Origin of the sequence: Sulfitobacter delicatus (genome assembly GCF_900102535.1) — a bacterium.
Lineage (GTDB): Bacteria > Pseudomonadota > Alphaproteobacteria > Rhodobacterales > Rhodobacteraceae > Sulfitobacter > Sulfitobacter delicatus.
This window is the reverse complement of sequence record NZ_FNBP01000002.1, coordinates 481,510-502,005: the sequence shown is the minus strand read 5'-3', so window position 1 is coordinate 502,005 and position 20,496 is coordinate 481,510. Positions and strand designations below refer to the sequence as shown.

Sequence of the window (20,496 nt, the reverse complement as noted above, 5' to 3'; positions counted from 1 at the left end):
CTAAAAACCAAACGCGCGAAGCCCTCTTCGCGCGTTTGTCGTTTCAGCCAGAGAGATTCGCATGCGGCGCAGCCTGTTCTTCATCATCGTCGGTCTTGGCGGGGCAGCGATTCTCGTGTGGCTCGGCCTATGGCAGGTGCAGCGGCTGGCTGAAAAAGAAGCGATCATCGCCGACATCAACGCCCGCATCACTGCCACGCCGGTGGACCTGCCCAGCGATCCTGATCCCGAGGCCGACGCCTATCTACCCGTCACCGTGACCGGAGAGGTCGGGGCCGAAGCGCTGCATGTGCTGGTCAGCCAAAAGCAAAAGGGGGCAGGCTACCGTGTCATCGCGCCCATGACGCTGGAAGGTGGTCGGCGCATCCTCGTCGATCTCGGCTTCACGCCGACGCAGAACAAAGAGACGATCAACCCCCAAGGCCCCGCCACGCTCACCGGCAACCTGCAATGGCCCCAAGAGGTCGACAGCTTCACCCCCGAGCCGGACACCCAAGGCAACATCTGGTTCGCCCGCAACGTGCCGCTAATGGCTCAAACCCTCGACACCGAACCGCTCCTCGTCGTCGCCCGCGACGGCACCGGCCCGGACCCCAAGATCACGCCGCTGCCTGTTGATACCGCCCGCATCCCCAACGATCACTTGCAATATGTGATCACCTGGTTTTCCCTCGCCGCCATCTGGCTGGCGATGACCGTCCTGTTCCTGCGCCGCCGCCGCGCCCCTGCAACGCCGAAAGTCGACTGACCCCATGCGCTATATCTCCACCCGTGGCTCCGCCCCCGTCCTGTCCTTCGAAGAAGCCATGCTGACCGGCCTCGCCCGTGACGGCGGGCTCTATGTGCCCGAAACCATTCCGACACTCAGCGCGGACCAGATCGCGGCCATGCAGGGCCAAAGCTACGAAGAGGTCGCCTTCACCGTCATGCGCCCCTTTATCGGCGAGACCTTCACTGACGACGAATTCCGCGCCATCATCGCCCGCGCCTATGCTGGGTTCGAGCACACCGCCCGCGCGCCTCTGGTCCAACTCGCGCCGAACCACTTCCTGCTGGAACTGTTCCACGGCCCGACACTGGCGTTCAAAGACTTCGCCATGCAACTCATCGGCCAGATGTTCCAAGCCGCTCTGGGCCGCAAGGGCGAGCGCGTCACCATCGTCGGCGCGACATCGGGCGACACTGGCTCGGCTGCGATCGAAGCCTTCAAGGGGCTGGATAACGTTGACGTCTTCATTCTCTACCCGCATGGCCGGGTCTCGGATGTACAGCGCCGCCAGATGACCACGCCGTCGGAATCCAACGTCCACGCGCTGGCCATCGACGGCGATTTCGACGACTGCCAAGCGCGCCTCAAAGATATGTTCAACGACTTCGACTTCCGCGATTCGGTGCGGCTGGCGGGCGTGAACTCGATCAACTGGGGCCGCGTGCTGGCGCAGGTGGTTTACTACTTCACCGCCGCCACCAGCCTCGGCGCTCCGGCGCGTGAAATCAGCTTCACGGTCCCCACCGGCAACTTCGGCGACATCTTCGCAGGCTACATCGCCAAACGCATGGGCCTGCCCATCGCCGATCTGGTCGTCGCCACCAACCAGAACGACATCCTGCACCGCTGCCTCTCGGGGCAGGGCTATCACAAAGGCGGCGTAACGCCTTCGATCAGCCCCTCGATGGACATCCAAGTCTCCTCCAATTTCGAACGCGCCCTCTTCGACGCCTACGACCGCGACGCCGGTGCCGTGGCGCAACTGATGGACGAGTTGGGGCAGGGCGGTTTCGACGTCTCCCAAGGCGCGATGCAGGCTTTGGCCGAGATCTACCGCTCAGGCCGCGCCTCGGAAGAGGAAACCAGTGCCACCATCGCCGACCGCCGCCGCACCACGGGCGAGTTGCTCTGCCCGCATTCCGCCGTTGGCGTGAAAGTCGCGGACGAGCAGCGCGACGCGGCCACCCCGATGGTCACCCTCGCCACCGCCCACCCGGCAAAATTCCCTGACGCTGTAGAGGCGGCCACCGGCATCCGCCCAGCCCTACCGCCCCGCATGTCGGACCTTTTCGACCGCGAAGAGCGTTTCACCCGGCTGCCCAATGACCTCGACGCGCTGAAAGCGCATATCAAAGGAAACCTCCCCGCGTGAGCTTGAATCAGACCACATTGCCAAACGGCTTTCGCATCGTCACCGAAAAGATGGACGGCATGGCCTCCTCGGCCATCGGCGTCTGGGTGAACGCCGGCGCACGCCACGAAACCCCGCAGCAAAACGGCATCGCGCATTTCCTTGAGCATATGGCCTTCAAAGGCACCGCGACCCGCTCCTCGCTGCAAATCGCCGAGGCCATCGAAGACGTGGGCGGCTATATCAACGCTTATACCTCGCGGGAAGTCACCGCCTATTACGCCCGCGTGCTGGAAAACGACGTGGCGCTTGGCCTTGATGTGATCGCCGACATCCTGCGCAACCCGGTGCTTGACCCTTCGGAGGTTGAAGTCGAACGCGGTGTGATCCTGCAAGAGATCGGCCAAGCGCTCGACACGCCCGACGACGTGATCTTCGATTGGCTGCAAGAGCAAGCCTATCCCGACCAGCCCATCGGCCGCACCATCCTTGGACCAAGCGAGCGTGTCTCGGCCTTCTCCCGCGACGATCTGAAACTCTTCATCGCTGACCACTACGGCCCCGAGCAGATGATTCTGTCGGCCGCCGGTGCCGTGGACCACGACAAGATCGTCAAACTGGCGGAAAACCTCTTTGGCGACATGCCCTCGAAGAAACTCTACCAGATCGACAGCGCCCGCTTTGGCGGCGGTGAGTTCCGGCAGGTCAAACAGCTCGAACAGGCGCATTTCGCCCTGGGGTTTGAAAGCCCCGGCTACCGCTCCGATGACATTTACATCGCGCAAATCTACGCCTCGGCCCTTGGTGGCGGCATGTCCTCGCGCCTGTTCCAAGAAATCCGCGAGAACCGCGGCCTCTGCTACACCATCTTTGCCCAAGCCGGCGCCTATGCCGACACCGGGATGACGACGATCTACGCCGGCACCAGCGCCGAGCAACTGCCCGAACTGGCCAATATCACCATCGATGAGATGAAACGCGCCGCCTCCGACATGTCCCCCGCCGAAGTCGCCCGCGCCCGCGCGCAGATGAAAGCCGGGTTGCTCATGGGCCTTGAAAGCCCCTCGAACCGCGCCGAACGTCTGGCCCGCCTGATCCAGATCTGGGACCGTATCCCCCCACTGGAAGAAACCGTGGCCCAGATCGACGCCGTCACCACCGGCGACGTGCGCGATTTTGCCGAACGCATGGCCACCCAAGCCCCGGCAGCGCTGGCGCTCTACGGCCCCGTCGACGCCGCACCGACGCTAGACGACCTGCACAACAGACGCGCCGCCTGATGCTGCTGGGCCGACGCAAACTGCGGATCGAAACCGAACGGCTGACCCTGCGTCCGCCAATCCACGCCGATTTCCGCGCCTGGTCCGCTCTGCGCCGCGCCAGCAACGACTACCTGCGCCCGTGGGAGCCAACTTGGGCTGAGGATCACTTGACCCGCAAGGCCTTCACCAACCGCGTCTACTGGGCGCAGCGCTCGGTATCCTCCGGCAACGCCATGCCGCTGTTCCTGATCCGCCGCAGCGACCAAAACCTCGTCGGCGCGATCACCCTCGACAACATCCGCCGCGGCCCCGCACAATCCGGCACGCTCGGCTATTGGACGGGCGAACCCTTCGCCCGCCAAGGCTACATGCGCGAGGCGATCGAAGCGACGGTGCATCAGGCTTTCACCCGTCTTGACTTGTCACGCATCGAAGCCGCCTGCCTGCCGGAAAACCAAGCATCACGCGGACTGCTCGAGAAATCCGGCTTTAAATACGAAGGCGTAGCGCAAAGCTACCTGCAAATTGACGGCCGCTGGCGCACCCATGTGCTCTATGCCGCCCTCCGCAAGGACCGACGCGGCCGCACGGATGTGGGTTAACGTTCAAGCGGGGCGGTGCACGCCAGCTTAACCCGTTGATAGATCAATTCTTCGCGCCCAAGATTCCCCCTAACTAAAATCTTGGCAAAACACGTCCGCAGGCCCGCGCAACGCTTTACCCTTGCATCCTCTCGCCTCGCGCAGGATCAAGACACTATGACACTCAACCCCGCCGACACCGCCTTCGCCGACACCCTGCGCGCCCAGCTGCCCGATGACATGCTGCGCAGCCCCGAGCCACGCCACCTCGAAGAACCCCGAGGCCGCTATGCCGGGCAGGGCGGTCTATTGGCCCTGCCGCGTGACACCGAGCAAGTTGCCACCCTGATCCGCGCCGCCAATGCCGCCCGCGTGCCTGTCGTCCCATACGGCGGCGGCACCGGCCTCGTCGGTGGCCAGATCAGCAGCGACGGTCCCGCGCCCCTGATCCTGTCGCTCGAACGCCTCAATCGCATCCGCGCCGTGCTGCCCGAAGAGAACGTCATGGTCGCCGAAGCCGGTGTCATCCTCGCCGACGTCCAAACCGCAGCCGAAGACGCCAACCGCCTCTTCCCGCTGTCGCTTGCCGCCGAAGGCACCGCCCGCATCGGCGGCACGCTCTCGACCAACGCTGGCGGCACCGGCGTGCTGCGCTACGGCAACGCCCGCGACCTCTGCCTCGGCCTCGAAGCCGTCCTGCCCGACGGCCAGATCTGGCACGGCCTCACCCGCCTGCGTAAGAACAACACCGGCTACGATCTGCGCCACCTGCTCATCGGCGCCGAAGGCACGCTCGGCATCATCACCGCCGCCGCCCTCAAACTCTACGCCCGCCCCGCCCGCAGCGGCACGGCGCTTCTGGTGGTCGACAGCCCCGCCGCCGCGCTGTCGCTGCTGTCACTGGCGCGCGACCACATGGGCGAAATGATCAGCGCTTTCGAATTGATGCATCGCCAAGGTTACGATTTCCTTAATGAAACCCTGCCCAAAACCCGGCAACCCTTCGTCAGCCCCCCCGAATGGTCCGTCCTGATCGAGATTGGTACGCCGGGCGAGATCGACACCGGCGCCGCCCTCGAAACCCTCTTCGCTGCTGCTTTGGAAGCGGGCCTCGTCTCAGACGGCCTCATCGCGCAAAACGCCCAACAGGCCCAAGACTTCTGGACCATCCGCGAAACCATCCCCGAAGCCAACCGCCTGATCGGCTCGGTCTCCAGCCACGACATCTCCGTGCCTTTGGGCGCAATCCCCGAATTCATCACCCGCGCCACCGAAGCCCTCAACGCCCTAGGCGACTTCCGCATCAACTGCTTCGGCCACGTCGGCGACGGCAACCTGCATTACAACGTCTTCCCCGCGCCGGGCAAAACCCGCGCCGACTACGAAGACCAGCGCGACGCCGTCAAACGGCTCGTCCACGACCTTGTCCATGAATTGGGCGGGTCCTTCAGCGCCGAACACGGCGTGGGCCGCATCAAAGTCGACGACCTCGAACGCTACGGCGACCCCGCCAAACTCGCCGCCATGCGCGCCATCAAGGCAGCACTTGACCCGAAGGGCATCATGAACCCCGGCGCCGTCCTGCGCGGTTAGAGGTCAAAGCCCATCAAAGGCACAAAGCGCATGGACCTCTTTGCCAAGCGCTTCCAACCGCTTGCGCCCGCCCAGTTCCGGCAAATCGATGATAAAGGCGCAAGACACGATCTCGCCGCCTAAACGCTCGATCAGCTTGATCCCAGCCTCCGCCGTGCCGCCGGTAGCCAGCAGATCGTCAACCACCAGAACCTTCTCGCCCGGCTCGATTGCATCATCATGCAACTCAACAATCGCCTCGCCATACTCGAGCTTATAGTCCTGACTGATCACGGTACCGGGCAGCTTGCCCTTCTTGCGGATCGGCACAAAGCCAACGCTCAACTGATGCGCAATCGCCCCGCCCAGAATAAACCCACGGGCCTCAAGCCCGACGACCTTATCAATCGCGATCCCCGCATAGGGATGCAGCATCTGGTCAATCGCCATGCGAAACCCACGCGGATCGGCAAAGAGCGTCGTCACGTCCCGAAACATGATCCCCTCATGCGGGAAATCGACAATCGTGCGAATATAGTCCTGAACCTGTTTCATGCCGCCCTTCCGCGTATTTCAACCCGACCCGTCATAGCGCGCCGCACCCCCGGCGCAAACCCCAATCCGCGCCCGACCAAAAAGGGGGACTACCGCCCCCCTCCCTTCATCCTTTCTCAAATACCGTCCGCAGTCAGCCCCACACGGCACCACCCGCGTTCAGAGCATCCGCCCCGCCACAGCATCCAATTTCGCCACCAGTCCCGGATCCCGCGCATCCGGCTGGGTCAGGATCGCAAACTCCAACGCCCGGTCACAACCATGCGGACAGGGCGCGCGCTCGGCCCCCAACAGCGCCGGCAGACGCGCAACCATCGAGCGCCCCTTGTCCGCATTGCCCATCAAAGTCGCGATGATCTGCGTCACATCCACTTCCCCGTGCTCCGGATGCCAGCTGTCATAATCGGTGATCATCGCGACGGAAGCATAACAAAGCTCCGCCTCGCGGGCCAATTTCGCCTCCGGCATATTGGTCATGCCAATCACATCCGCGCCCCAGCTTTCGCGGTACATCTTGGACTCGGCCAAGGTCGAGAACTGCGGCCCCTCCATCGCCAGATAGGTGCCGCCGCGATGCACATTGATGCCCGCGTCCCGCGCGGCAGTCTCGCAGGCATCGCTCAGGCGCGGGCAGGTCGGATGCGCCACGCTGACATGCGCCACGCAGCCCGGCCCGAAAAAGCTCTTCTCCCGCGCCATCGTCCGGTCGATGAACTGATCGACGATGACAAAATCCCCCGGCGCCATTTCCTCGCGAAACGACCCGCAGGCCGAGACGCTGATCACATCCGTACAGCCCAACCGCTTCAGCGCATCGATATTGGCGCGGTAGGGCACCGAGGTCGGCGTATGCACATGCCCCCGCCCGTGGCGCGGCAAGAACACCATTTCGACCCCATCGAGCGACCCCGTCAGCACCTGATCCGACGGCGCGCCCCATGGCGTCTCAACCGTGACCCAATCTGGGTTCTGCAGCCCATTAATGTCATAGATGCCGGAGCCGCCGATCACGGCGATTTTCGTGTTTGTCATGGGAAACCTGTGGCTTAAAGATTGGGGTAGGGTTGCGAATAGAACCTCACAGAAAACCCTCAATTTCAAGCCCCTTAGCGGGCGCGGTTGACACGAATGCGTCAGCAGGATCAACTGCGCGGCAGCAGTGAAGCCCTGCCGATCAACGTCCGGGTGAGAGGAAGATCCATGTTCTATGCGCCCGCAGACCCTCAGGCGCGGTCCGATTGGGGCGTAGTCTGCACTTGCCGTGAACCGACGCCTCTCGTGCTCGCCTTCGTTGCCCATCACATCGGTCTGGGCGCGCGCGAAGTCTTTCTCTACCTTGATGCCCCGCAGCCCGATCTTGAGGCAGCATTGGCCGAGATCCCGCAAGTCCGGATGCAGATCTGTGATGAGGCTTATTGGCAGAGCCGGAAAAACCAACGGCCTGATGCGGTGGAGCATCGGCAGTTGGTAAACGCATATGAAGCCTATGGCCGCGCAGAGGTCGCATGGCTTGCCCATTTCGACACGGATGAGTTTCTGCACGCGGATATGGATGTGGCGCTTTTGCTCAAGGCACAGCCGCCTGAGGTCGACTACCTTCTTATCGAGCCGCGCGAGCGGGCCTTTGTCGAAGGACAAGCGCAAATGGATCTCTTTGACGGGGTCTTTCGCCGACCGACGCCAGATGCTTGGGGCGGTGCACGCTATTTCTTCGAACCCGCATGGCGGTATCTGCGGCGGGGGGTCCTGGGCCACCCCATAGGCAAGAGCTTCATGCGCACCGGGCAGGCGCTGACCCCCGGTATTCACACCCCGCGCCGCCCGGTGGCCGAGCGTAGTAAACGGTTGCGGGGCTGGTCGCTTTTGCGCGCGCGGCTGCTGCATTTCGACGGGCTGACCGCCCTGCATTGGACCGCCAAGCTGCGCCGTGCGGCACTGGCCGGGGCCGATCAAAGGTTCCTCAAAGGCGCCGGGCGCGACAGTCACCGCGCCCGTCAGATTGCGCTGATGCGGCGGTTTTCGCATCGCAAGAGACGGGCTTTGCGCATGCATGACGATCTTAAAGTCGTGCCGCGCGACCAGTTGGAGCGGCTCTTGGCCCTAGGGTTGATCGAGACCCATTCGATCGACCCCGCGCGAGACATCGCAGCGCTGAACCTCTCGGTCGAGGTTAACCTCAGCCGCGCGGCATTTGACCGCGCCTTGGTGGCCGACAACCCCGATATTGCCGAATGGCTGCCGGATGACGCAGCGCCGTCCACGCCCGCCAACAAGCTGTTGCACACGCCTTAAACCCGCTCGTTGGAAGGTCAAAACGCTTCCAATCGGCGCAAAACTGCTCTAGGTGCTGCGCAAAAGCGCCCGCATGCCCTGTGGTGGCGCCAATATCCGTTTCTCGATAGTCAAAGGACGCCCCTATGCGCGCCACGCTGCACAATTTTGCTAAGAACCTCGATGTGACCGACCTGCGCTGGATGCCCGACGATGGGTTTTCCATCGGGCGGCTGCGCATCGAGTTGCTCTCGGGGCTGACGGTCGCGCTGGCGCTGGTGCCCGAAGCGGTGGCCTTTGCCTTTGTCGCAGGGGTGCACCCGCTGGTTGGCCTCTATGCTGCCTTCATCGTCGGGTTAATCACTGCCTTGATCGGGGGCCGCCCCGGCATGATCTCCGGCGCGACAGGCGCGCTGGCGGTGGTCATGGTCGCCTTGGTGGCGCAGCATGGGGTCGAGTATCTCTTTGCCACCGTGGTGCTGATGGGGCTTTTGCAGATATTCGCGGGCGTCATGCAATGGGGCAAGTTCATCCGGCTGGTGCCGCATCCGGTGATGCTGGGCTTTGTAAACGGTCTGGCGATTGTGATTTTCCTTGCGCAGATGAGCCAGTTCAAAGTGCCCGGCACGATGGTTGATACAGGCCACGGCATGGGCGGCGGTGAATGGCTCTCGGGCCAGCCGCTTTACCTGATGCTGGCGCTGGTTGCCGCGACCATGGCGATCATCTGGATCACCCCGCGCATTACCAAGCTCATTCCCGCACCGCTGGCCGGGATCGGCGTGATTGCGGCTCTGGTCATCGGCTTCGGCCTCGATGTGCCGCGCGTTGGGGATCTCGCCTCGATCCAAGGCGGTCTGCCTGAGTTCCACATTCCCATGGTGCCGCTGACGTGGGCGACCTTCGAGATCATTCTGCCCTATGCAGTGATCCTCGCGGCCATTGGCCTGATTGAATCGCTGCTAACTCTGAACCTTGTGGGCGATCTGACGGGCAAGCGCGGCGGAGCGAGCCAGGAATGTATTGCCCAAGGTGTTGCCAATACCGTGACCGGTGTTTTTGGCGGCATGGGCGGCTGTGCCATGATCGGCCAGTCGATGATCAACGTGAAATCCGGCGGGCGCACCCGCGTGGCCGGCATCGCGGCAGCGGTGTTCCTGCTGCTGTTCATCCTTGTCGGCTCCTCGGTGATCGAACTGATCCCGCTGGCCGCGCTAGTGGGCGTGATGTTCATGGTCGTGATCGGCACCTTCGCGTGGAACTCGCTGACCATCCTGCGCAAAGTACCGTTGATGGATGCCTTCGTGATCCTGCTGGTGACTGTGGTCACGGTGATGGAAGACCTTGCCGTCGCGGTGGTCGTGGGCGTGATCGTTTCGGCATTGGCCTATGCGTGGAACAACGCGCGCCGCATCCATGCCTCGACCCGCGATTCCGCAACAGAGCAGGGCGCTAAGGTCTATGAGATCCACGGCCCGTTGTTCTTTGGCTCGTCCGATGGCTTTTCTGAGCTGTTCGACGTGGAGGATGACCCCGAGGTTGTGATCGTCGACTTCGCTGACAGCCGCGTGGTGGATCAATCCGCGCTGCAGGCCATTGAGGCGATGGCAGCCAAATACGAGGCGGCGGGCAAACGTTTGCAGCTGCGCCACTTGAGCCGAGATTGCCACCGTCTGCTAACTAAGGCCGGACACCTCATGGTCGATAGCGACGATGATCCCGATTACGAATTGGCGGTCGATTACGACGTGCGCACCGGCGTTCTGGGCGGACACTAAAAGAAAACCCGGCGCTTATTGAAAGCGCCGGGTCTCTTGCACCACTCCAGCCCGGAATCAAGCCGCAGGCGCCGGGCCATCGCCTGCCCGCCCGGACGGGTAGGCGATTTAGTGAGGCTAGGCGCCCCTCCAAGAACGCACATCACGGCTGAGCCATAAAGTGGCAGTATCACCTGTCAGTTCGCCGACCCGAGGGCAGGCGCTGGCCCTCATCCCTCAATCATCAGGCCGCTTCAACTCAAACACCTCACGCACCGCCGTATAATCACGGTACCCCAAACGCGACAGCGGGTGGAACTGCGTCACGTCAAACCGCCCGTCCACCACGCAATCATCGCGCAGATGCACACCGATCACCTCGCCAAAGACCACAAAGTTCGCCTCCCCCGGCAGCTGCACGATCTGCGTCACCTTGCACTCCATATTCGCCGGCGCATTCGCCACCCGCGCACAGGCGATCTGCTCGCACTCCGCCTTCACGATCCCGGCGCGCTCAAACTCATCGGTGCCATGTGGCAACCCGGCGGAGGTCACATTCATCACATCCCGCGCGGCATATTCCACGATGTTCACGCAAAACACCCCGGTCTCGCGGATGTTGGCTACAGAATCCTTGGTCCCATCCACATCGTCTTTGGCGCTGGTCGAGGCAAACATCACCTGCGGCGGCACATAGGCCACAGCGTTGAAAAACGAATAGGGCGCCAGATTATCGCGGCCCTGCCCATCACGGCTGGAGATCCAGCCAATCGGGCGCGGGCTGACGAGGGCATTAAAGGGGTTATGCGGCAGACCATGGCCGTCTTCGGGACGATAAAACATGAACACTCCTTGATGGTTTGCACCTATGGCTAGCCTCATGCTACGTCCAACGCCACCCGCAATTCCTCCCGAAAGCCCCCGGCCTTGCATCAATCCCCCTACAAGATGACCCCGGAGGCGCCCGATGACCATTGGGAGGTCGAGGCGCTCTATGACACCTGTTTCGCCCCGGGGCGGGAGGCGCTGTCCTCTTACCGCCTGCGTGACGGCGTGCCGCCCGTGGCCGGGCTGAGCCATGTCGCGCGCGACAGCGGCGGTATCCTCGCCGGTGCAATCCGATATTGGCCCATCCGCATTGGCGCGGCAGAAGCGCTGCTCTTGGGCCCCGTCGCCGTCCACCCGACCCGACAGGGCGAAGGGCTGGGCGCTGCACTGGTGGAAACCTCTCTGGCCCAAGCCGCCCCCCTCGGCTGGGAGCGCGTGATGCTGGTGGGCGATGCGCCTTACTACAGCCGCTTCGGCTTCACCCTGCTGCAAGACGTCGAAATGCCGCCCCCCACAAACCCCGCCCGCGTGCTGGGCCGCGCCATCACGCCCGAGGCGTGGACAGGCATCACCGGGAAAGTCAGCCGCTGGCGCGATTGATTTTCCCCGCACCCCGACCCACATTGAGGGCAAGGTAATGAGGGACCCCCATGCAGATCGAAAGCAACCTGCCCAGCACCATCGACGTCGACGCCCGGCTCGATGACATCGCCCGCCGCTACAAACAGGCCGGCGGCGTGGGTATCCATGTGCTCAACCTCATCGGCGGCAGCGCCGACGGGCTGATCGACCGCTTGCCATCCCCGGTGCGCCGCAACCTCGAAGGCGCCACGATGAAGGCCCTGAACCACGCTATGCAGGCCGCCCATTCCAGCCGCAGCTATGTGAAAGACCAGCAAGGCTGGCTGAACCAAGCCGTCTCCACCGCCATGGGCGCCGCCGGCGGGGCAGGGGGCTTGCCCACGGCGCTTGCCGAACTGCCGGTGACGACAACCCTACTCCTGCGCGTAATCCAAGGCGTCGCTGCCGAACACGGTTTTGACCCAGCCGCGGAAAACGTGCAGTTCGACTGCGTCCACGTCTTCACCGCCGCAGGCCCACTGGCTGAGGATGACAGCGCCGATCTGGGGTTCCTCACTGTACGCATGGCCCTCACCGGTCGCGCCATGAACGCCGTCATCGCCCGCGTCGCCCCGCGCCTTGCCGTGGTGCTCGGCCAAAAGCTCGCCGCCCAGGCCGTCCCGGTCCTCGGCGCGGTCGCAGGTGCGGCGACAAACTACGCCTACACGAGCTACTACCAGGACATGGCCCATGTGCATTTCGGCATGCGCAAACTGGCCATCGACGCCGACATCCCCCAAGAAGAACTTGTCGCCCGCTTGCGTCAGAAAATGGGCAAAACACCCCCCAAACTCTGACCCTATATTCTTTTTGGCCAGAAATACTTCGGGGGGGCCGGGGGGCTGGCCCCCCGCCTAGCGCCCGATGCTTCCCGGCGCCACGGTCGTCGCCTTAATAATCGCAAAGCAGTCCACCCCGTCCCGCAGCCCTAAATCCTGCACCGCCCGCGCCGTCACCCGCGCCAGCAGCCGATCGCTGCCCGCCCTCAAAGCAATCGCCGCCCCCGGCCCATCGCCCGGATGCACCGCCTCAACCCGCACGGGTAGGACATTGACCGAAGACAGCCCCACGGGCCGGTCCCGCGACAAGATCACATCCTGCGCCAAAACCCGCAGCCGCACCCGCGCCCCCACCGGCGCCTGCACGCCCGGCAGTTCCAACTGACCTGCACTGATGGCCAGAGTCGACAGCCCATCGTCGGCATGGGCGATGACATCGGCTTCCAGCACCGCGCCAGCTTCGCGCACGCCCAAAAGCGGCACGGCGGCGGGGTCGGCCATCACGTCGAACAGCGCACCTTGTGCTTTGATCCGCCCATCTTGCAGCAGCACCAAACGGTCGGCCAGCCGCGCAACCTCGTCGACCGCGTGACTGACATAGAGAATCGGCAGCCGCAGATCGCCGTCGCGGAGGCGTTCCAGATAGGGCAGGATTTCCTGTTTGCGCGGGCCATCAAGGCTGGCCAAAGGCTCGTCCATCAACAGCATCCGAGGGTGGCTGAGCAGCGCCCGTCCAAGCGCCACGCGCTGCTTCTCACCTCCAGAGAGGGTGGCGGGCGCACGGTCCAGCAGCCCTTCCAGCCCCAGCAGCGCCACCACGTCGTCAAACCCGGCACCCGTGCTTCCGCGCGGGGCATAGCGTGCGCCAAAGTTCAGGTTCTTGCGCACATCCAGATGGGGAAACAGCCGCGCGTCCTGAAAGACATAGCCCAGTCGTCGCCGATGCGGGGGCACCCAGACGCCGCGCTTAGCGTCGAAGAGCACTTTGTCGTCCAGCACCACACGTCCCTCACCGGGACGCAGGAGCCCCGCGACGGCGCTGATCACCGTGGTTTTGCCCGCGCCCGAACGCCCGAAAAGCGCCGTAATCCCGGCGCCGGCGTCGAACTCAAGATCGAGGTCTATCCCTGAGAACCGGTGGTGCAGCGCGACCTCCAGCATCAGCGCGCCCCCGAAATGCGTTTGGCCACGCGCCGCGCCAGCGCCTCAGAGACCAGCACCGCCACCAGCGCCACCACCCCGGCCAAAGCCGCCATCGCCAGTGCCCGGTTCTCACCGCCCGGCACTTGCAGCGCGGTCCAGATCGCACTGGGCAGGGTCTGGGTCTGACCGGGTATATTGGCGACAAAGGTGATCGTGGCCCCAAACTCGCCCATCGCCTTGGCAAACCCCATGACCGCCCCCGCCAAAATGCCCGGCAGGATCAGCGGCAGGGTCACGCGGGCAAATACGCTGACCCGCGGCGCGCCCAGAGTGGCGGCGGCGGCTTCAATCTTGGGATCGACAGCCTCAATCGCCAGCCGCATGGCGCGGACCATCAGCGGAAAGCCCATGATGATCGCCGCCAGCACCGCGCCCGTCCAATGAAAGGCAAGACCGATGCCAAGGCTCTCCAACAGCCGCCCCAGCGGCGCGTTGCGGCCAAAGGCCAAGAGCAGCAGATAGCCCGTCACCACCGGCGGCAGGACCAGCGGCAGATGTACCAGTGCGCTCAACAGCCCTTTGCCGCGAAATTCTTTGCGCGCCAATATCCACGCCACCCAAAGCGCCAATGGCAGCGACAGCAGCATCGCCACGCTGGCCACCCGCAGCGACAGCAGCAAGGCGTCCCAAGCGGCGGCATCAAGAGCCATGGGCAGCCTTGAGAAAACCGTGGTCGACAAGGATCGCCTGTGCTTCGTCGGTCAAAAGGAAGTCAACCAGCGCGGCCCCCTTGGGGGTCAGAGCGGCGGCGGGATAGGTGATCGGGTCGTGCGTCTCGTCGGAAATCTCCAACACCACCCGTACTTCTGGCTCGGCCTGTGCATCACTGGCATAGACCACCCCCAAGGGCGCGTCGCCCCGGGCCACCAGTGCCAGCGCGGCGCGGACGTTGTCGGTCTCAGCCAGCCGAGCATGCAAGTTGTCCCAAAGCCCCGCCTGCTGCATCCACTGCTGCGCGTAGACCCCGGCTGGCACCGCTTCGCGTTGACCCATTGCAAGCCGCCCGCTGTCGCCCAACCTTGCACTGATCTCACCCTCCGAAAGCGGCGCGGCACCCGCAGGCGCGATCAGCACCAGACGGTTGCGGGCGATGACCTGCGGCGTTGCACTCAACCGCCCTTGGCCCTCCAGCCAGTCCATCCAATCGCTGCTCGCCAGCACCACCACATCCGCGGGCGCCCCAGCGGCCACCTGACGCGCCATGGTGCCCGAGCCGCCATAGGCCAGGGACAGGGGCGCGGGGAAGGCCGCGGCAATCTCCTCCAACGCGCCGCGCAGGCTGGCGGCGGCAAAGACCGTGACAGGTGTTTCCGCCCCGGCGCGCAGGGGCGCGGCGAGGCTGCAAATTAGGCTAAAAAGGACGGCGATACGGCTCATATCCGCACTATCTTTGATGCGCCGGGGCGGGGCAAGCGCATATGGTGAAGAGGCCGGTGCCACGCTAGGCTCAACGCAGGTAACGAGACAACTATGACAAAACAGATGCCGATCACGCTGAACGGGGCGGGCAAGGGAGAGTTGCGGCTACAGTTCGCAGCGCTCTGCTGGCGGCGCAAAAAGGGCAAGCTGCAAGTGCTGCTCGTCACCTCACGCGGGCGCAGGCGCTGGATCGTGCCCAAAGGCTGGCCGATGGAAGGGAAAACACCGCCCGACTGTGCGCTGGTCGAGGCTTGGGAAGAAGCGGGCGTGCAGGGCAAAGCGGCCGCGCAGCCGGTGGGAAGCTATAGCTATACCAAGGCCGGGCCGCAGGGGCCGCTGCCCTGTCTGGCGATGCTCTATCCGGTGAAGGTCAAGGCGCTGGCGAAACACTACCCGGAACGGGGCCAGCGGCAGCGCCAATGGTGTTCGCGCAAGAAGGCGGCACGTTTGGTGGACAATGCCGATCTGGCAGGGTTGATCCGGGACTTTGAACCTGAGGCACCGGCGGAAGAACGAAGCCCATCCGCTTGACCTCCCCGCCGCCTAAGCCCATTTAATAAGTAGAGTTTCAAGGACCGGGCAAATGATCCGTTATGCGTTGAAATGCGAGGCCGGACACGGTTTCGACAGTTGGTTCCAGTCGGCGGCGGCCTATGACAGCCTCGCCCGTGCGGGGCATCTAAGCTGTGCGGTCTGCGGCTCTTCCGACGTGAGCAAATCGCTCATGGCGCCGCGTGTGACCTCGGGCGATGCCCCAGAGCAGCAGACGGTCCCAGCCAAAACGGACAAGCCCGCCGACACCGTCCCCGTGCTGTCCAAACCCCAAAGCGAAGTCGAAAAGGCCCTCGCCACCCTACGCCGCAAGGTTGTGGAAAGCTCGGACTACGTCGGCAAGAATTTCGTCAAAGAGGCCCGCGATATGCACGAGGGCCGCAGCCCCGAACGGTCGATCTACGGCGAGGCGCGGCTCGATCAGGCCCGTGCTTTGATGGAAGAAGGCGTGCCGCTGATGCCGCTGCCGTTCAAGCCCAAACGCGAACTTTCCTAAAGGACAGGCCAATGACCACCGTCATCACCGGCGCAAGCCGCGGCATCGGAGCGGCTTTGGCCGCACAGTACAAGGCTGCGGGGGAAGAGGTGATCGGCACCGCACGTGGGGCAGGGGCCGAGGCCGTGCTGGATGTGACCGACCCGGCCAGCCACGCGGCTTTTGCGGCAACGCTGGAAGGCCGGGCGGTCGATCTGCTGATCTGCAACGCGGGCGTCTACCTCGACAAGGGCGATGATCTGCAAACGGGTTTCGGTCCTGACCTTTGGGCGCAGAGCTTTGCTACCAATGTCACCGGCGTTTTCCTGACCGTGCAAAGCCTGCTCGACAACCTTCGCGCCGCGCAGTGGGCAAAGATTGCGATCATCGCTTCGCAGATGGGGGCCTCTACCAACGCGCCGGGCGGCAGCTACATCTACCGCGCCTCCAAAGCGGCGGCGATCAATCTGGGGCGCAATCTGGCGGTTGACCTGAAGCCCGACGGCATCGCCGTGGGCATCTACCACCCTGGCTGGGTGCAGACGGATATGGGCGGGGCGTCGGGCGACATCACGGCGCAGGCCTCGGCCCAAGGGCTGGCGGGGCGCATCGACGCGCTCAACCTCGGCAACACCGGCGCTTTTGAGACGTGGGACGGGCGGACGCATCCCTTCTGATCGCCTTGGCCTAATGAAATAGGCTTGCCCTTGCCCCGCACTGGCCTTAGACCGCGCTGGACTGTTGCGCGGGGGACAAAATGCCTGTTCTGGTTATGAAATTCGGTGGGACTTCGGTCGCCACGCTGGACCGTATCCGCCGCGCTGCGAAGCGCGTGGGGGTTGAGGTCGCCAAAGGCTATGACGTGATCGTCATCGTCTCGGCCATGTCGGGTGAGACCAACAAGCTGGTGGGTTTCGTCAACGAGACCTCCCCGCTTTATGACGCGCGCGAGTATGACGCCATCGTATCGAGCGGCGAGAATGTTACCGCCGGGCTGATGGCGCTGACGTTGCAGGAAATGGACGTCCCCGCACGGTCTTGGCAAGGCTGGCAGGTGCCGGTGCGCACCACCGATGCGCATTCCGCTGCCCGGATCGAAGAGATTCCCACCGACAACATCACCGCCAAATTCGGCGAAGGCATGAAGGTCGCCGTGGTCGCGGGGTTCCAGGGCATCAGCCCGCAGGGCCGGATCACCACGTTGGGCCGGGGCGGGTCGGACACGACCGCCGTTGCCTTTGCCGCGGCCTTTGGCGCGGAACGCTGTGACATTTATACGGACGTCGACGGTGTCTATACCACCGACCCACGGGTCGAGGCTAAGGCGCGCAAACTGGACAAGATTTCGTTTGAGGAAATGCTGGAACTGGCCTCGCTTGGGGCGAAAGTCTTGCAAACCCGCTCGGTCGAACTGGCGATGCGGTATAAGGTCAAGCTGCGGGTGCTCAGCAGTTTCGAGGAACAATCGGACAGCGCTGGTACGCTCGTCTGCGATGAGGAGGAAATCATGGAAAGCAATGTGGTGGCCGGGGTCGCGTTTTCCCGTGATGAAGCGAAACTGACACTGATGTCCGTGGCCGACCGTCCCGGCATCGCGGCGACGATCTTTACCGCGCTCAGCGAGGCGGGGGTTAACGTCGATATGATCGTGCAGAACATCTCGGAAGAGGGGCGCACCGATATGACGTGGTCTTGCCCCGTCGATCAGGTGATCCGCGCCGAAAAGGCGATGCAAAAGGCCCATGAAGATGGGGTCATCAACTATCAAGAGCTGGTGGCTGACAAAGGCGTGGCCAAGGTCTCGGTCGTGGGCATTGGGATGCGCAGCCACACAGGCGTTGCCGCCAAGATGTTCAAGGTGCTGTCGGATGAAGGCATCAACATCAAGGTCATCACCACGTCTGAGATTAAGATCAGCGTGCTGATTGACCGCAAGTATATGGAACTGGCCGTGCAAGCGCTGCACGACGCGTTTGAGCTCGACAAAGCCGCTTGAACCACGCCGCTGGTCCGGGGCCGCAGCGGCTTCGGACCGGCTCCCCTCGGCGGCAAGCTGCCGGGAAAAGCCGCAATCTTCGGAGCGCCGCGCGCGCCCGAACCGGTTTTCCGCAAATTGCGTTTCTATCTTTGCGTGAGTGCGCTAAACCCTGAACCAGAGGGACAGGGACTGATCCAATGGCCGAACGTGTTGAAACAGAAAGCCGAAAGCTGCTGGGGCGTCTACGCGATGCCATGGCGGGCGATGTCGCGGGGCAAGCGCGGCTGGATAAGATCACTCATCTGATCGCCAACTCCATGGGCTGCGAGGTCTGCTCGATCTATCTGTTCCGCGATGAAGACACGCTGGAGCTTTGTGCCACCGAAGGTCTGAATGCCGCTGCGGTCCATGAAACACGGATGAAGCTGGGCGAAGGTCTGGTTGGCCGCGTCGCCAAACGCCGCTCGGTCATCAACACGCCGAATGCGCCTCAGGCCACCGGCTTCCGCTTTATGCCCGAAACCGGGGAGGAGATTTATTCCTCTTTCCTCGGCGTCCCGGTGCAGCGTCTGGGCGAGACCCTTGGTGTCTTGGTCGTCCAGTCCAAACAGGCGCGGGAATTCTCGGCGGACGAGGTTTATGCGCTGGAAGTCGTGGCTATGGTGCTGGCCGAAATGGCTGAGCTTGGCGCTTTTGTGGGCGAGGGTGCGGCCATGTCCGCGCGTCACAGCCAGCCGGTTTTGTTCCGCGGCACCGTGGCGCAGGAGGGTGTGGCCGAGGGCCATGTCTGGCTGCATGAGCCTCGCGTGGTCGTCTCGAACCCCATTGCCGATGATCCCGAGCGCGAGACCGAGCGTCTGACCGAAGCGGTCGAGCAACTCCGCGTGAGCGTGGATCAACTGCTGAACCTCACCGCCGACAAAGAGCAGCAACAGGTGCTCGAAGCCTACCGCATGTTCGCCAATTCCAAAGGCTGGATGCGGCGCATGGTAGAGGATATTCAAAGCGGGCTGAGCGCCGAAGCGGCGGTAGAAAAAGAACAGTCCATGGCCCGCGCCCGGCTGGGACAGGTCAGCGACGCCTACCTGCGCGAACGCCTGTCTGACCTCGACGACCTGTCGAACCGTTTGCTGCGCAACCTTACTGGTCAGGGCAGCAACACCGGCGCCGAAATGCCGGTCGACCCGATCCTTGTGGCGCGCAATATTGGCCCGGCGGAATTGCTGGACTATGGCCGGTCGCTGCGCGGCATCGTGCTCGAAGGCGGCTCGGTCGGGAGCCACGCGGCCATCGTGGCCCGCGCGCTGGCGATCCCGCTGATCGTGCACTCCAACCGCATCACCAACGACGCCTTGAACGGCGACCACATTATGATCGACGGCGAACAGGGTGTCGTGCATCTGCGCCCGGATGAAACCGTCGCCGCCGCCTTTCGCGACAAAATCGCCATGCAGGCCGCGGCGCAGGAACGCTACGCCTCGATCCGCGACAAACCGGCTGAGACAAAATGCGGACGCATTATCAGCCTGCAGATGAATGCGGGTCTGATGGCCGATCTGCCCTCGCTCGAAGGCTCGGGGGCCGAAGGGGTGGGGCTGTTCCGCACCGAATTGCAATTCCTCGTCCGCAACCAGATGCCGCGCCGGACCGAACTGGCGGCACTTTATGCCCGCGTGCTGGACGCGGCGCACGGCAAGAAAGTGATCTTCCGCACGCTCGACATCGGGTCGGACAAGGTGCTGCCCTATATGAAGCCCAATGACGAGCCGAACCCCGCGCTCGGCTGGCGCGCGATTCGGGTGGGGCTCGACAAGCCCGGCGTGATGCGGATGCAGCTACAGGCGCTGATCCGTGCCGCTGCGGGCCGCCCTTTGTCTGTGATGTTCCCCTTTGTCGCGCAATTCGAAGAGTTCCGCGCCGCGCGGGCCGAGATGGACAAGGCGATGGAGCGCGAGCGTATCCTTGGCCATCAACTGCCCGAAAAACTCGAAATCGGCGCGATGCTGGAGACGCCCAGCCTCGCCTTTGCGCCGAAGAAATTCTTTGAAGAGGTCGAGTTTTTGTCGATTGGGGGCAATGACCTCAAACAGTTCTTCTTTGCCGCCGACCGTGAAAACGAGCGCGTGCGCAAGCGCTATGACACGCTGAATGTGTCGTTCCTGACCTTCCTCGAAGGCATCGTAGATCGCTGCGCGGAGACCGGCACGGCGCTGTCCTTCTGCGGCGAAGACGCAGGCCGCCCGGTCGAGGCGCTGTGTTTCGCGGCGATCGGGTTGAACACGCTGTCGATGCGTCCCGCCTCCATCGGGCCGGTCAAAAGCCTGTTGCGGCGTTGTAACCTTGATGACGTGCGCGAGGTGATCCACGCCGCGCGCGAGCGGGGCGAGATGTCGGTGCGCGGGGCGGTGATGGATTACGTGCGGCAGCAGCACCAGACCTGAGGCGAGGCAGGGTCGCCGCGGGGCGGCGAACGAGGGACGCTGTCCCTCGCGCTCCCTGAAGTATTTCAGGCCAAAAAGAGCA

20 protein-coding genes are annotated in these 20,496 nt (G+C 63.7%); 14 read left to right on the top strand and 6 right to left on the bottom strand.

Annotated features, from left to right (window positions below; genetic code table 11):
* Window positions 1-61 precede the first annotated feature (61 nt).
* From BLS57_RS05665 to BLS57_RS05645, 5 genes are all read left to right on the top strand, one after another.
* The gene (locus tag BLS57_RS05665; RefSeq protein ID WP_093740019.1) at window positions 62-748 is read left to right on the top strand and encodes an SURF1 family protein; all 687 of its coding nucleotides are present in this window, start codon (window positions 62-64) and stop codon (window positions 746-748) included.
* Between the two features lie 4 nt (window positions 749-752).
* The gene (gene thrC, locus BLS57_RS05660) at window positions 753-2,141 is read left to right on the top strand and encodes a threonine synthase (RefSeq protein WP_093740017.1); all 1,389 of its coding nucleotides are present in this window, start codon (window positions 753-755) and stop codon (window positions 2,139-2,141) included.
* Entirely contained in the window at window positions 2,138-3,400 is a 1,263-nt protein-coding gene (locus BLS57_RS05655; protein ID WP_093740015.1) for a M16 family metallopeptidase, read from the top strand. Before thrC ends, BLS57_RS05655 begins: the two co-directional genes overlap by 4 nt.
* Complete coding sequence (locus tag BLS57_RS05650) at window positions 3,400-3,984, top strand: GNAT family N-acetyltransferase (protein WP_093740013.1); 585 nt, start codon at window positions 3,400-3,402, stop codon at window positions 3,982-3,984. The genes BLS57_RS05655 and BLS57_RS05650 overlap by 1 nt, the downstream gene beginning before the upstream one ends.
* Before the next feature lie 156 nt (window positions 3,985-4,140).
* Window positions 4,141-5,556, top strand: a complete 1,416-nt coding sequence (locus BLS57_RS05645) for an FAD-binding oxidoreductase (RefSeq protein ID WP_093740011.1) — start codon at window positions 4,141-4,143, stop codon at window positions 5,554-5,556.
* A gap of 3 nt (window positions 5,557-5,559) precedes the next feature.
* Here BLS57_RS05645 and BLS57_RS05640 read toward each other — a convergent pair whose 3' ends face one another.
* Both BLS57_RS05640 and BLS57_RS05635 read right to left on the bottom strand, forming a co-directional pair.
* Window positions 5,560-6,090: an adenine phosphoribosyltransferase gene (locus tag BLS57_RS05640; protein WP_093740009.1), complete on the bottom strand. Its 531-nt coding sequence runs from the start codon at window positions 6,088-6,090 to the stop codon at window positions 5,560-5,562.
* Between the two features lie 159 nt (window positions 6,091-6,249).
* Window positions 6,250-7,122: an S-methyl-5'-thioadenosine phosphorylase gene (locus tag BLS57_RS05635; protein WP_093740007.1), complete on the bottom strand. Its 873-nt coding sequence runs from the start codon at window positions 7,120-7,122 to the stop codon at window positions 6,250-6,252.
* A gap of 168 nt (window positions 7,123-7,290) precedes the next feature.
* Here BLS57_RS05635 and BLS57_RS05630 point away from each other — a divergent pair, with 168 nt between their 5' ends.
* Together BLS57_RS05630 and BLS57_RS05625 are read left to right on the top strand one after the other, a co-directional pair.
* Window positions 7,291-8,382 (top strand): glycosyltransferase family 2 protein, encoded by a 1,092-nt coding sequence (locus tag BLS57_RS05630; protein ID WP_167356376.1) that lies wholly within the window; start codon window positions 7,291-7,293, stop codon window positions 8,380-8,382.
* Between the two features lie 125 nt (window positions 8,383-8,507).
* A complete protein-coding gene (locus tag BLS57_RS05625; protein WP_093740003.1) occupies window positions 8,508-10,139 on the top strand; it encodes a SulP family inorganic anion transporter in 1,632 nt (543 codons plus the stop codon).
* Between the two features lie 216 nt (window positions 10,140-10,355).
* On the opposite strand, the gene BLS57_RS05620 is transcribed toward BLS57_RS05625, so the two are convergent.
* Window positions 10,356-10,961, bottom strand: coding sequence for a flavin reductase family protein (locus BLS57_RS05620; protein ID WP_093740001.1), 606 nt, complete (start codon window positions 10,959-10,961; stop codon window positions 10,356-10,358).
* A gap of 105 nt (window positions 10,962-11,066) precedes the next feature.
* On the opposite strand from BLS57_RS05620, the gene BLS57_RS05615 reads away from it, so the two are divergent.
* Both BLS57_RS05615 and BLS57_RS05610 read left to right on the top strand, forming a co-directional pair.
* Complete coding sequence (locus BLS57_RS05615; protein ID WP_093740358.1) at window positions 11,067-11,546, top strand: GNAT family N-acetyltransferase; 480 nt, start codon at window positions 11,067-11,069, stop codon at window positions 11,544-11,546.
* Window positions 11,547-11,596: 50 nt separating this feature from the next.
* The gene (locus BLS57_RS05610) at window positions 11,597-12,364 is read left to right on the top strand and encodes an EcsC family protein (RefSeq protein ID WP_093739999.1); all 768 of its coding nucleotides are present in this window, start codon (window positions 11,597-11,599) and stop codon (window positions 12,362-12,364) included.
* A gap of 57 nt (window positions 12,365-12,421) precedes the next feature.
* On the opposite strand, the gene modC is transcribed toward BLS57_RS05610, so the two are convergent.
* Genes modC through modA form a run of 3 tightly spaced genes read right to left on the bottom strand, consistent with a single transcriptional unit; the run spans window position 12,422 to window position 14,926 of the window.
* Window positions 12,422-13,507 (bottom strand): molybdenum ABC transporter ATP-binding protein, encoded by a 1,086-nt coding sequence (gene modC, locus BLS57_RS05605; protein WP_425274329.1) that lies wholly within the window; start codon window positions 13,505-13,507, stop codon window positions 12,422-12,424.
* Window positions 13,507-14,199, bottom strand: coding sequence for a molybdate ABC transporter permease subunit (modB, locus tag BLS57_RS05600; RefSeq protein ID WP_093739995.1), 693 nt, complete (start codon window positions 14,197-14,199; stop codon window positions 13,507-13,509). The genes modC and modB overlap by 1 nt, the downstream gene beginning before the upstream one ends.
* Complete coding sequence (gene modA / locus BLS57_RS05595; RefSeq protein ID WP_093739993.1) at window positions 14,189-14,926, bottom strand: molybdate ABC transporter substrate-binding protein; 738 nt, start codon at window positions 14,924-14,926, stop codon at window positions 14,189-14,191. Before modA ends, modB begins: the two co-directional genes overlap by 11 nt.
* A gap of 93 nt (window positions 14,927-15,019) precedes the next feature.
* Here modA and BLS57_RS05590 point away from each other — a divergent pair, with 93 nt between their 5' ends.
* The 5 genes from BLS57_RS05590 (at window position 15,020) to ptsP (ending at window position 20,414) form a co-directional block, all read left to right on the top strand.
* Window positions 15,020-15,499 (top strand): NUDIX hydrolase, encoded by a 480-nt coding sequence (locus BLS57_RS05590; protein WP_093739991.1) that lies wholly within the window; start codon window positions 15,020-15,022, stop codon window positions 15,497-15,499.
* Window positions 15,500-15,551: 52 nt separating this feature from the next.
* Complete coding sequence (locus tag BLS57_RS05585; protein WP_093739989.1) at window positions 15,552-16,016, top strand: DUF1178 family protein; 465 nt, start codon at window positions 15,552-15,554, stop codon at window positions 16,014-16,016.
* An 11-nt stretch (window positions 16,017-16,027) separates the two neighbouring features.
* On the top strand, window positions 16,028-16,672 hold the full coding sequence (locus BLS57_RS05580; protein ID WP_093739987.1) for an SDR family NAD(P)-dependent oxidoreductase: 645 nt from the start codon (window positions 16,028-16,030) through the stop codon (window positions 16,670-16,672).
* Between the two features lie 80 nt (window positions 16,673-16,752).
* The gene (locus BLS57_RS05575; protein WP_093739985.1) at window positions 16,753-17,991 is read left to right on the top strand and encodes an aspartate kinase; all 1,239 of its coding nucleotides are present in this window, start codon (window positions 16,753-16,755) and stop codon (window positions 17,989-17,991) included.
* A 179-nt stretch (window positions 17,992-18,170) separates the two neighbouring features.
* The gene (gene ptsP, locus BLS57_RS05570) at window positions 18,171-20,414 is read left to right on the top strand and encodes a phosphoenolpyruvate--protein phosphotransferase (protein WP_093739983.1); all 2,244 of its coding nucleotides are present in this window, start codon (window positions 18,171-18,173) and stop codon (window positions 20,412-20,414) included.
* Window positions 20,415-20,496 lie beyond the last annotated feature (82 nt).

Bases quoted from the DNA above. Each gene is read 5' to 3' on its own strand.
- BLS57_RS05665 (WP_093740019.1), top strand. From the start codon at position 62: ATGCGGCGCAGCCTGTTCTTCATCATCGTCGGTCTTGGCGGGGCAGCG.
- thrC (WP_093740017.1), top strand. From the start codon at position 753: ATGCGCTATATCTCCACCCGTGGCTCCGCCCCCGTCCTGTCCTTCGAA.
- BLS57_RS05650 (WP_093740013.1), top strand. From the start codon at position 3,400: ATGCTGCTGGGCCGACGCAAACTGCGGATCGAAACCGAACGGCTGACC.
- BLS57_RS05645 (WP_093740011.1), top strand. From the start codon at position 4,141: ATGACACTCAACCCCGCCGACACCGCCTTCGCCGACACCCTGCGCGCC.
- BLS57_RS05640 (WP_093740009.1), bottom strand. From the start codon at position 6,090: ATGAAACAGGTTCAGGACTATATTCGCACGATTGTCGATTTCCCGCAT.
- BLS57_RS05635 (WP_093740007.1), bottom strand. From the start codon at position 7,122: ATGACAAACACGAAAATCGCCGTGATCGGCGGCTCCGGCATCTATGAC.
- BLS57_RS05630 (WP_167356376.1), top strand. From the start codon at position 7,291: ATGTTCTATGCGCCCGCAGACCCTCAGGCGCGGTCCGATTGGGGCGTA.
- BLS57_RS05625 (WP_093740003.1), top strand. From the start codon at position 8,508: ATGCGCGCCACGCTGCACAATTTTGCTAAGAACCTCGATGTGACCGAC.
- BLS57_RS05620 (WP_093740001.1), bottom strand. From the start codon at position 10,961: ATGTTTTATCGTCCCGAAGACGGCCATGGTCTGCCGCATAACCCCTTT.
- BLS57_RS05615 (WP_093740358.1), top strand. From the start codon at position 11,067: ATGACCCCGGAGGCGCCCGATGACCATTGGGAGGTCGAGGCGCTCTAT.
- BLS57_RS05610 (WP_093739999.1), top strand. From the start codon at position 11,597: ATGCAGATCGAAAGCAACCTGCCCAGCACCATCGACGTCGACGCCCGG.
- modC (WP_425274329.1), bottom strand. From the start codon at position 13,507: ATGCTGGAGGTCGCGCTGCACCACCGGTTCTCAGGGATAGACCTCGAT.
- modB (WP_093739995.1), bottom strand. From the start codon at position 14,199: ATGGCTCTTGATGCCGCCGCTTGGGACGCCTTGCTGCTGTCGCTGCGG.
- modA (WP_093739993.1), bottom strand. From the start codon at position 14,926: ATGAGCCGTATCGCCGTCCTTTTTAGCCTAATTTGCAGCCTCGCCGCG.
- BLS57_RS05590 (WP_093739991.1), top strand. From the start codon at position 15,020: ATGACAAAACAGATGCCGATCACGCTGAACGGGGCGGGCAAGGGAGAG.
- BLS57_RS05585 (WP_093739989.1), top strand. From the start codon at position 15,552: ATGATCCGTTATGCGTTGAAATGCGAGGCCGGACACGGTTTCGACAGT.
- BLS57_RS05580 (WP_093739987.1), top strand. From the start codon at position 16,028: ATGACCACCGTCATCACCGGCGCAAGCCGCGGCATCGGAGCGGCTTTG.
- BLS57_RS05575 (WP_093739985.1), top strand. From the start codon at position 16,753: ATGCCTGTTCTGGTTATGAAATTCGGTGGGACTTCGGTCGCCACGCTG.
- ptsP (WP_093739983.1), top strand. From the start codon at position 18,171: ATGGCCGAACGTGTTGAAACAGAAAGCCGAAAGCTGCTGGGGCGTCTA.